This window comes from Virgibacillus sp. W0430 (assembly GCF_051846935.1).
Taxonomy (GTDB): Bacteria; Bacillota; Bacilli; order Bacillales; family Amphibacillaceae; genus JBPYCR01.
Genome location: NZ_JBPYCS010000018.1, coordinates 47187 through 53839, shown reverse-complemented (window position 1 = coordinate 53839; position 6653 = coordinate 47187). Strand labels below are relative to the sequence as shown.

Below are 6653 nucleotides of genomic sequence, written 5' to 3'. Positions count from 1 at the left end.
TGAATGGATAGAAGGATTAACTGCATCAGAATTACAACAGCGAGAAGAAGAAACGGTAAATCAAAAGTTAAGCGACATGGAGAAATTGAAACAAGACAATGACATGCTTGCTATGGCTGTCTTAGAATTATCACAAACAATATTGAATGGAGGCAAGTAAATGTTGGCTATGTTATTTGCAACTTATATTATTCGAGGAAAATGGGCTTATGCAGATGTGCCGGATTTATTAAAAGAGGATGTAAAACAATTGTTAATAGCAGAAGGTAGAGAGGATTTAATAAACGCCCAATAGGCGTTATTTTTATGTCGGAAAACAGGGGGTTGGGGATGACAATTGAAATAGGAGTATTAATAGCAGCACTGTCTTTATTAATGGGTGTGTTAGGTTATCAGCTAAACAGACAAAAGCATCAATTAATAGAGCAAAAGGAGATACGATCGGAAAGTCAAAGTGGTGCAGAGGTAAAAGCTGAACTCGGCTATATTCGAAAGGGAGTTGATGACATTCGGATCGATTTAAAAGCGAACGAAAAGAACATTGCTCATTTATCAGAAAGGGTTACCAGAGTAGAAGAATCTAGTAAACAGGCACATAAAAGAATAGATGTATTGGATAGTCCTGATAAATAGGGCTATTTTTTATTTTTGAATAGGAGGTTTTAACATTGAAAATAAACTGGATGGTACGTATTAAAAATAAAACATTTTGGTTGGCGCTAATTCCTGCAATATTATTGATTGCGCAAATTGTTAGTGGGTGGTTTGGGTATGACATAGCAGCTGATCTAATAAAACAAGAAGTTACAAAGTTTATAAATGCTGTATTTAGTGTGCTCGTTATATTAGGTATTGTAGTTGATCCAACAACAAAAGGAACTAGCGATAGTAAACAAGCTAGAAAATATAAAAAGCCTAGGAGTGATTTATAATGAATGTTAAAGTAAAACAAGTTAAACTTATTAAACTCGGTTATGGTGAGGTCATGCGTCCATACGGTGCTGATAACAAATTAGGTGCTAAAACCAAAAGAGCAACCAAGCAATTCCAAATTGATTATAATCGTATTTTTAATAAAAATATTACAGAGGACGGTTTACCAGGTCCACAAACGGATAAGGCGCTCGACCATGCTATTAGCCAAGCAGGCATAAAAGGCACTAAAAACTTTAACATTAACGAGTTTCGTTGCAAAGGTAGCCATAAACTTCCCAAAAATGGTATGGACAGTAGTCTTATTACAAAACTCGAAGAATTACGTTTCAAGCTTGGTGGACATGCTGTTATCATCAATTCCGGTTATCGTACACCGGCACACAATCGAGCGGTTGGCGGTGCTAGTAAATCACAGCATTTGTATGGTAAGGCAGCGGATATTGTTGTAAAAGGTGTAATTGCTAGTAAGGTTTATGCTGTTGCGGATAAGTTATTTAATGGAGTCGGAAAATACAATACATTTACGCACGTTGATACGCGGACTTGGAAAGTTAGATTTTAATTAAATAAAGAGTCTCGTTCTATGTAGCGAGGCTCATCTATCTAAAAGCAGGGGGAACCTGCCTTTTAATAGTCTTTTCAATTTGCGTTAAATTATCCGCTCGATGTTACAATTATATAACAAAAGTATCATTTTCGTGACAATTGGTATCAATGAGTGATAGTATGTATTTACATTACAAATATGTATATATGTAATCTAATGCAATATACCACCGTTTTTAGCATAAACTTTTCAATATAAGGGAATGATTATGCGGAAAAGGTGGTTTTATACATGAACAAATTCTATTTTTTATATAATAAAAGGAGGTTGACCGCATTGAGACAAGCTGAAAGAAATGAAAATGGCTATTACAGCGTTGACGATGTGATCGACTGGTTTTTATCAAAAGGTTCCATGTCACCTAAAAAACTTCAGAAGTTATTATACTATGCCTATTCATGGACATTGACTTTGGAAAACGAGGATACCGAATCATTAGATAACAAATTATTTGACGAAAGATTTGAAGCTTGGGTTCATGGTCCGGTTATTCCTAAGGTTTATCGTGAGTATAGTTTTCTTGGATATAACAACATTCCGAGAATCGAAGGGGATATACCTGTTTTCCAAGAAGACATTGAATCTATATTAAATCAAGTATGGGAAGTTTATGGAGATTATACTGGAGATGAACTTGAGAGCATCACTCATCAAGAATCGCCGTGGTTGAATGCAAGATCAGGATATAAGCCGTTAGACAGATGCAATGAAACAATCAAAGATGAAGATATTTTCGAGTGCTATGGTGCGAGACTCTAAAAGTAAAACCAAAAACGCTAGAAAAAAAACGGTTGTTTCTGATGAAATAAGACCTACCTATAAAGTTAAAACAAAGACATCTCCAAAATCTAATGATGTAACGTTCGATTTTTCGTATACTGAATGGCTAAAAACTATCAAACATGGTGAATTCACAAACAAGTTAAAGGGATCGAACGAATTCGCCAAATTAATTTACACAGTGATGAATAAATTGATACCTTATATAACCGAGCACTGGCATTGGATAGAAAAAAATGCCTATCCTGGTAGTGGTCATCATTGTCATCCTGTAGTTCCAGAAAAACTACATAAAGTAAAAGAAATTATTAACAAAACACATTCGGTGGATTTAGAACCAATGATCGAAAATGATAAAAGTAAAGTTTTGTGGCAGTTAGGTCACCAAGGTGCTGTTAGATTAATAGTTTATTATATGTCTAGTAGCAAGACATTCTACCCCTTATTTGTTGACTATCATCATTTAATCCATCCAGTAAGCGGAGATAAAAGAAGTCAAATTAAACATAATGATTACAAGAGAAAACACTGGTGCCCTGTTGAGTCGTTTAATTAATCCTCGAAATGAGGATTTTTCTTTTTACCCAAATAAGACCACCTTTCGGTGGCCTACTCCTTAATAACACCATACTTCTGTAACCAAATTAAACTCATACACAAACTTTTCTTCCGCATGGACCATAGCTCCACCAAAATAAACATAATCCTCATACTGCTCCAATTCATAAGCATCACCAAAATTTACTAAATGACCAGGCATTACTTTTTTCATATAAAATCCCCTCCTATAAATACAATCGAAAAAGGAAGGGATTAGGTGGCATCTGATATTAAATATTTTTTTCTAGAATATCTTTGTTTTTTAAGTAGTATTCATTCAACTTGATAGCATGATCCAGCTTCATGTTTCCTATTATCGATTTACCGGTAGCATAATCGCTTAAAGTCATTGGAGCGATACCAGTATCTTTGCTGATTTTATAGTTACTAATTTCCTTACTTTCGAGTAATTTTTGTATGTTTTCTTTAATATTCATTGCTCATCCTCCAACTTTCGTTTCACTCTTCTTAAAAATAAATATCGAATGCCAAGCAAGCCGATGATGACCCATATAATTATAATAAGTTTGGTTATCCAATCCATAATTTTGTGGTATACTTAGAGAAGAGAGAGGGAGGGGCTAACCCCCTCGTCTCAACCTTTTGTTTTCTAGCCTTAGCTTTTCAATTTCTAGTTTCGTCTTTCGGTTGGTGAGCCAAAGTTGACGAAGCGTGAGAATTGATATTGCTAAGGCTATTCCCTTTCCCAAGTATTCCACCTGTTCACCTCCTTGACTTGTTACTTATATTATACTACGGATTACCGTATTAATCAACTGTTTTATGATGATTTTTTATATTTTCAAGGTTTTTCAACTCTTTTATCGCTTGTTCTGCTGTGTAATCTTCTTCTAATTCTAATTTTGCAATAATGTGGATTAACTCTTTAACAAGTTGCTCTTTAAACATATGATCAATTCCTTTTTGGTAAAATTATAAAATAAGTGAAATAGATAATGTGATTGAGGTAAAATTAATATAACAGGTCGATATACATATGGTCACAAAATTGGTAACGACCCAATCGAAATAGATTGACATGAATTAAAAACAAAACAATATTTTAACAGGATAAATCTATTATTATTGATCATTTGAAATGAAAATAAAGGTACCGAAATGACCTTAGCTGGTTTCCGGTACCAAGAGTCGGGGGTTCAAATCCTCCCGGGCGCGCTTATACATTATACGTAGCAAGGGTACAGTTTTTTTGTTCCTTTGCTATTTTTTTATAAAAAGGTGGTTTGGTTACAATGGGTTTCCATCTTATTCTTGCTTTTCTGTTTTTGTAAGTTTGGAAATATAGGAGGATATAACTTTCCATAGTACTTTGTATTTTATGACGATGAATCCAGTTACTCGATAGACAGATTTTAGTTGCAATATGTAGAGGATCCGATAATACGTAATAGAGGGAGAATGATCCCCCCACAAAACAATAGTACTTAACTAGGATCTGACTGATAAAAATAATTAGGCGTTTCTAGATTATTTTTATATGGTTTATGATAAATGTGTGTTGTTGCAGGTGATATTGGTGGGATAAGCCAGACCCAGTTCCCAGTGACATTCCGGCCGCTTTTTATTTCGTTTTCTTCAAATTTCTTAAACTGCTTTGCTGCAGTGTGATGGTCAATGAGGGTAACACCAGCTTCTTGATAAGAATGTAAAACAGCAATATTCAATTCAATCAATGCTTTGTCGATCCACAGCGACCGGCTTGAATTAATGTCTAATCCCATAATCTCAGCAATCTTTGGTAATAAATTATAGCGGTCTTGGTCTGCAAGGTTTCTCGCTCCAATCTCAGTGCCCATATACCAGCCATTAAACGGAGCCATAGGGTACTCAATTCCACCTATCTCTAAACACATGTCAGAAATAATTGGAACAGCATACCATTTGACTCCAAGCTTGCTAACATCATTTAAGTGTGGATGAGTTATAGGAACCTCTTTAACAAGTTCGTTTGGGAGCTCAAATAATTTAGGGCTTTTTTCAAATTCTTGGATAACTAGAGGGAGAATATCAAAAGGTGTACGTTTCCCTTGCCATCCCATTCTTTCACACATATTTGTCAATTTAATAGATGTCGAGTCTCCGATTACGGCATCGTCATTTTTGTACCCAGCATAGCGTAATAATTGATGATTCCAGATTCTAATTGGGTCTACTCCGTTTATTCGAGGCGGAAAAATCGTTATTGTAGAGCGCACTTTACCATCGTTATAAGCAAAATCAATATGTTCTATTAATTTTTCATAGGCCGCTTCAGCCGTAAATATATTTCGTGCATCAAAAACATGTAATGTATTCCATAGTAAGCGGCCAATACAACGATTATTATTACGCCAAGCCATTTTTGCACCATATGATAATTCAAAAGATTTGTGAGAATACGTTTTTGTTCTATATATTTCACTTTTTATATCTTCAATTCGTTTCTCTTGTTTATCTTTTGATATACCTAATTCATCGTAACATTTTTTTATAAAATGTGTTGCTTCCATCAGTAAATTATTAGTTTTAATTGATATACTCATTAGCATCAACTCCACATTAACATTATCATAAATGAATCAACGAAAGTTAAAAAAGAATGTAAATTTCATGACTGTTTAATGGCGATTTTTTGAAAAGTTCATACTCGTTAGGACTGGAGTGAAAAACTTTATCAGTAGATCACTCAGATTAGCTGAAGTAAGCAAAGCAACCTATTGATAATAGCTTGATGCAGATAATTGAATTGTCGTATCTATGACAATAAAAACTCGTATATGAGGCCAAAATTACAAAGTACACATTAATAAACCGATTCCATGTAAAAACGATGTACCGTTGATGCTCTTTTATTCGATCCCAAAAAAGCAGTTCAATTAGGAATGCTGATTTGTACTCCTAAATTGAACTGCTTATTCTTAGTGATTCCATTTGAGCCATTGTATAGTTGTATTACTCGACTACTTCAACTTTAACCTCTTTATGCTCGTGTAAATCTTCATCGTCCTCAACATGAATTTGAATGTGATACGTTCCTGCTTGCTCAAATTTGTAGCTTGCTACATATTCTCCTGCTTTTGTTTCGTTGGCATCTGTCCAATTATGCCTTTCCGAATTTTCGTGCCATATTTCATACCGAACCGCTGCACCTGCCAAAGGAGCATCATCCATTTGGAGGTGAACCATTAGTTCCGTATCTTCAGCAGTAGTAACGTCTTCAGGCGCCATAAAATGCATGTGGAAGCCGTTTGTATGCGCATGATCCTCATCATCATGGCCTTCATGTCCTCCTGCATCCTGCTCATGATCATGTGCTTCTCCCGTACCAATAGTAATTTGTTTTTTAGGCATCGTATGCATGTCTCTTGCTGTCGTGTGGGCAAAGATAGAATACACGCCATCTTTTTCAAATATTACTTCTGCTGTATACGTGCCATCCTCATTATTTGTAGACGCGATAGTCGTACTATTATCTTCGTCATCGCCTAACCAGTATTCAAAATCTACTTCATTCGCATCTTCTACAAGCGTATCCCCATAAGTAACGGTTGCTTTTAACTCTACTGGTTCTCCTTTTTCAGCTGATTCGGGCAAGTCAAAGTCTACTTCTAATGTAGCTAGCTCTTCTTCAGTGTCTGTTGATTCATTTTCAGATTCTCCACCGCAAGCTGTTAATAAAGCAACCATTAAAATAAATGCGAAACTTAAGATCTTTTTCATTTTTTCCTCC

The 6653-nt window shown here is 35.2% G+C and carries 11 protein-coding genes; 6 read left to right on the top strand and 5 right to left on the bottom strand.

Annotation, left to right across the window (positions count from 1 at the left end; all coding sequences use genetic code 11):
- Positions 1-160 precede the first annotated feature (160 nt).
- The 6 genes from ACLIBH_RS10245 to ACLIBH_RS10220 all read left to right on the top strand — a co-directional run bounded on the left by ACLIBH_RS10245 (position 161) and on the right by ACLIBH_RS10220 (position 2879).
- Entirely contained in the window at positions 161-295 is a 135-nt protein-coding gene (locus ACLIBH_RS10245) for a CD1375 family protein (protein WP_439316615.1), read from the top strand.
- Between the two features lie 35 nt (positions 296-330).
- Entirely contained in the window at positions 331-633 is a 303-nt protein-coding gene (locus ACLIBH_RS10240; protein WP_439316614.1) for a hypothetical protein, read from the top strand.
- 35 nt (positions 634-668) lie between these two features.
- Positions 669-932 carry a phage holin gene (locus ACLIBH_RS10235; RefSeq protein WP_439316613.1) on the top strand — a complete coding sequence of 88 codons (264 nt, stop codon included), beginning with the start codon at positions 669-671 and terminating at the stop codon, positions 930-932.
- Positions 932-1498, top strand: coding sequence for a D-Ala-D-Ala carboxypeptidase family metallohydrolase (locus tag ACLIBH_RS10230; RefSeq protein ID WP_439316612.1), 567 nt, complete (start codon positions 932-934; stop codon positions 1496-1498). Before ACLIBH_RS10235 ends, ACLIBH_RS10230 begins: the two co-directional genes overlap by 1 nt.
- 321 nt (positions 1499-1819) lie before the next feature.
- Positions 1820-2302: a Panacea domain-containing protein gene (locus tag ACLIBH_RS10225; RefSeq protein ID WP_439316611.1), complete on the top strand. Its 483-nt coding sequence runs from the start codon at positions 1820-1822 to the stop codon at positions 2300-2302.
- A complete protein-coding gene (locus tag ACLIBH_RS10220; protein WP_439316610.1) occupies positions 2250-2879 on the top strand; it encodes a hypothetical protein in 630 nt (209 codons plus the stop codon). Before ACLIBH_RS10225 ends, ACLIBH_RS10220 begins: the two co-directional genes overlap by 53 nt.
- Positions 2880-2939: 60 nt before the next feature.
- Here the strand turns inward: ACLIBH_RS10220 and ACLIBH_RS10215 are convergent, their stop codons facing one another.
- The 5 genes from ACLIBH_RS10215 to ACLIBH_RS10195 all read right to left on the bottom strand — a co-directional run bounded on the left by ACLIBH_RS10215 (position 2940) and on the right by ACLIBH_RS10195 (position 6643).
- Positions 2940-3095 (bottom strand): hypothetical protein, encoded by a 156-nt coding sequence (locus ACLIBH_RS10215; RefSeq protein ID WP_439316609.1) that lies wholly within the window; start codon positions 3093-3095, stop codon positions 2940-2942.
- Positions 3096-3153: 58 nt separating this feature from the next.
- Positions 3154-3360, bottom strand: coding sequence for a hypothetical protein (locus ACLIBH_RS10210; protein ID WP_439316608.1), 207 nt, complete (start codon positions 3358-3360; stop codon positions 3154-3156).
- A 331-nt stretch (positions 3361-3691) separates the two neighbouring features.
- Entirely contained in the window at positions 3692-3832 is a 141-nt protein-coding gene (locus ACLIBH_RS10205; RefSeq protein ID WP_439316607.1) for a hypothetical protein, read from the bottom strand.
- Positions 3833-4368: 536 nt separating this feature from the next.
- Positions 4369-5466, bottom strand: a complete 1098-nt coding sequence (locus tag ACLIBH_RS10200; RefSeq protein ID WP_439316606.1) for a nitric oxide synthase oxygenase — start codon at positions 5464-5466, stop codon at positions 4369-4371.
- A gap of 409 nt (positions 5467-5875) precedes the next feature.
- Positions 5876-6643 (bottom strand): FixH family protein, encoded by a 768-nt coding sequence (locus ACLIBH_RS10195; protein WP_439316605.1) that lies wholly within the window; start codon positions 6641-6643, stop codon positions 5876-5878.
- Positions 6644-6653 lie beyond the last annotated feature (10 nt).

What these genes read in the sequence shown, in the direction of transcription:
- ACLIBH_RS10245 (WP_439316615.1), top strand. Translation starts at nt 161, where the DNA reads ATGTTGGCTATGTTATTTGCAACTTATATTATTCGAGGAAAATGGGCT.
- ACLIBH_RS10240 (WP_439316614.1), top strand. Translation starts at nt 331, where the DNA reads ATGACAATTGAAATAGGAGTATTAATAGCAGCACTGTCTTTATTAATG.
- ACLIBH_RS10230 (WP_439316612.1), top strand. Translation starts at nt 932, where the DNA reads ATGAATGTTAAAGTAAAACAAGTTAAACTTATTAAACTCGGTTATGGT.
- ACLIBH_RS10220 (WP_439316610.1), top strand. Translation starts at nt 2,250, where the DNA reads ATGAAACAATCAAAGATGAAGATATTTTCGAGTGCTATGGTGCGAGAC.
- ACLIBH_RS10215 (WP_439316609.1), bottom strand. Translation starts at nt 3,095, where the DNA reads ATGAAAAAAGTAATGCCTGGTCATTTAGTAAATTTTGGTGATGCTTAT.
- ACLIBH_RS10210 (WP_439316608.1), bottom strand. Translation starts at nt 3,360, where the DNA reads ATGAATATTAAAGAAAACATACAAAAATTACTCGAAAGTAAGGAAATT.
- ACLIBH_RS10205 (WP_439316607.1), bottom strand. Translation starts at nt 3,832, where the DNA reads ATGTTTAAAGAGCAACTTGTTAAAGAGTTAATCCACATTATTGCAAAA.
- ACLIBH_RS10200 (WP_439316606.1), bottom strand. Translation starts at nt 5,466, where the DNA reads ATGAGTATATCAATTAAAACTAATAATTTACTGATGGAAGCAACACAT.
- ACLIBH_RS10195 (WP_439316605.1), bottom strand. Translation starts at nt 6,643, where the DNA reads ATGAAAAAGATCTTAAGTTTCGCATTTATTTTAATGGTTGCTTTATTA.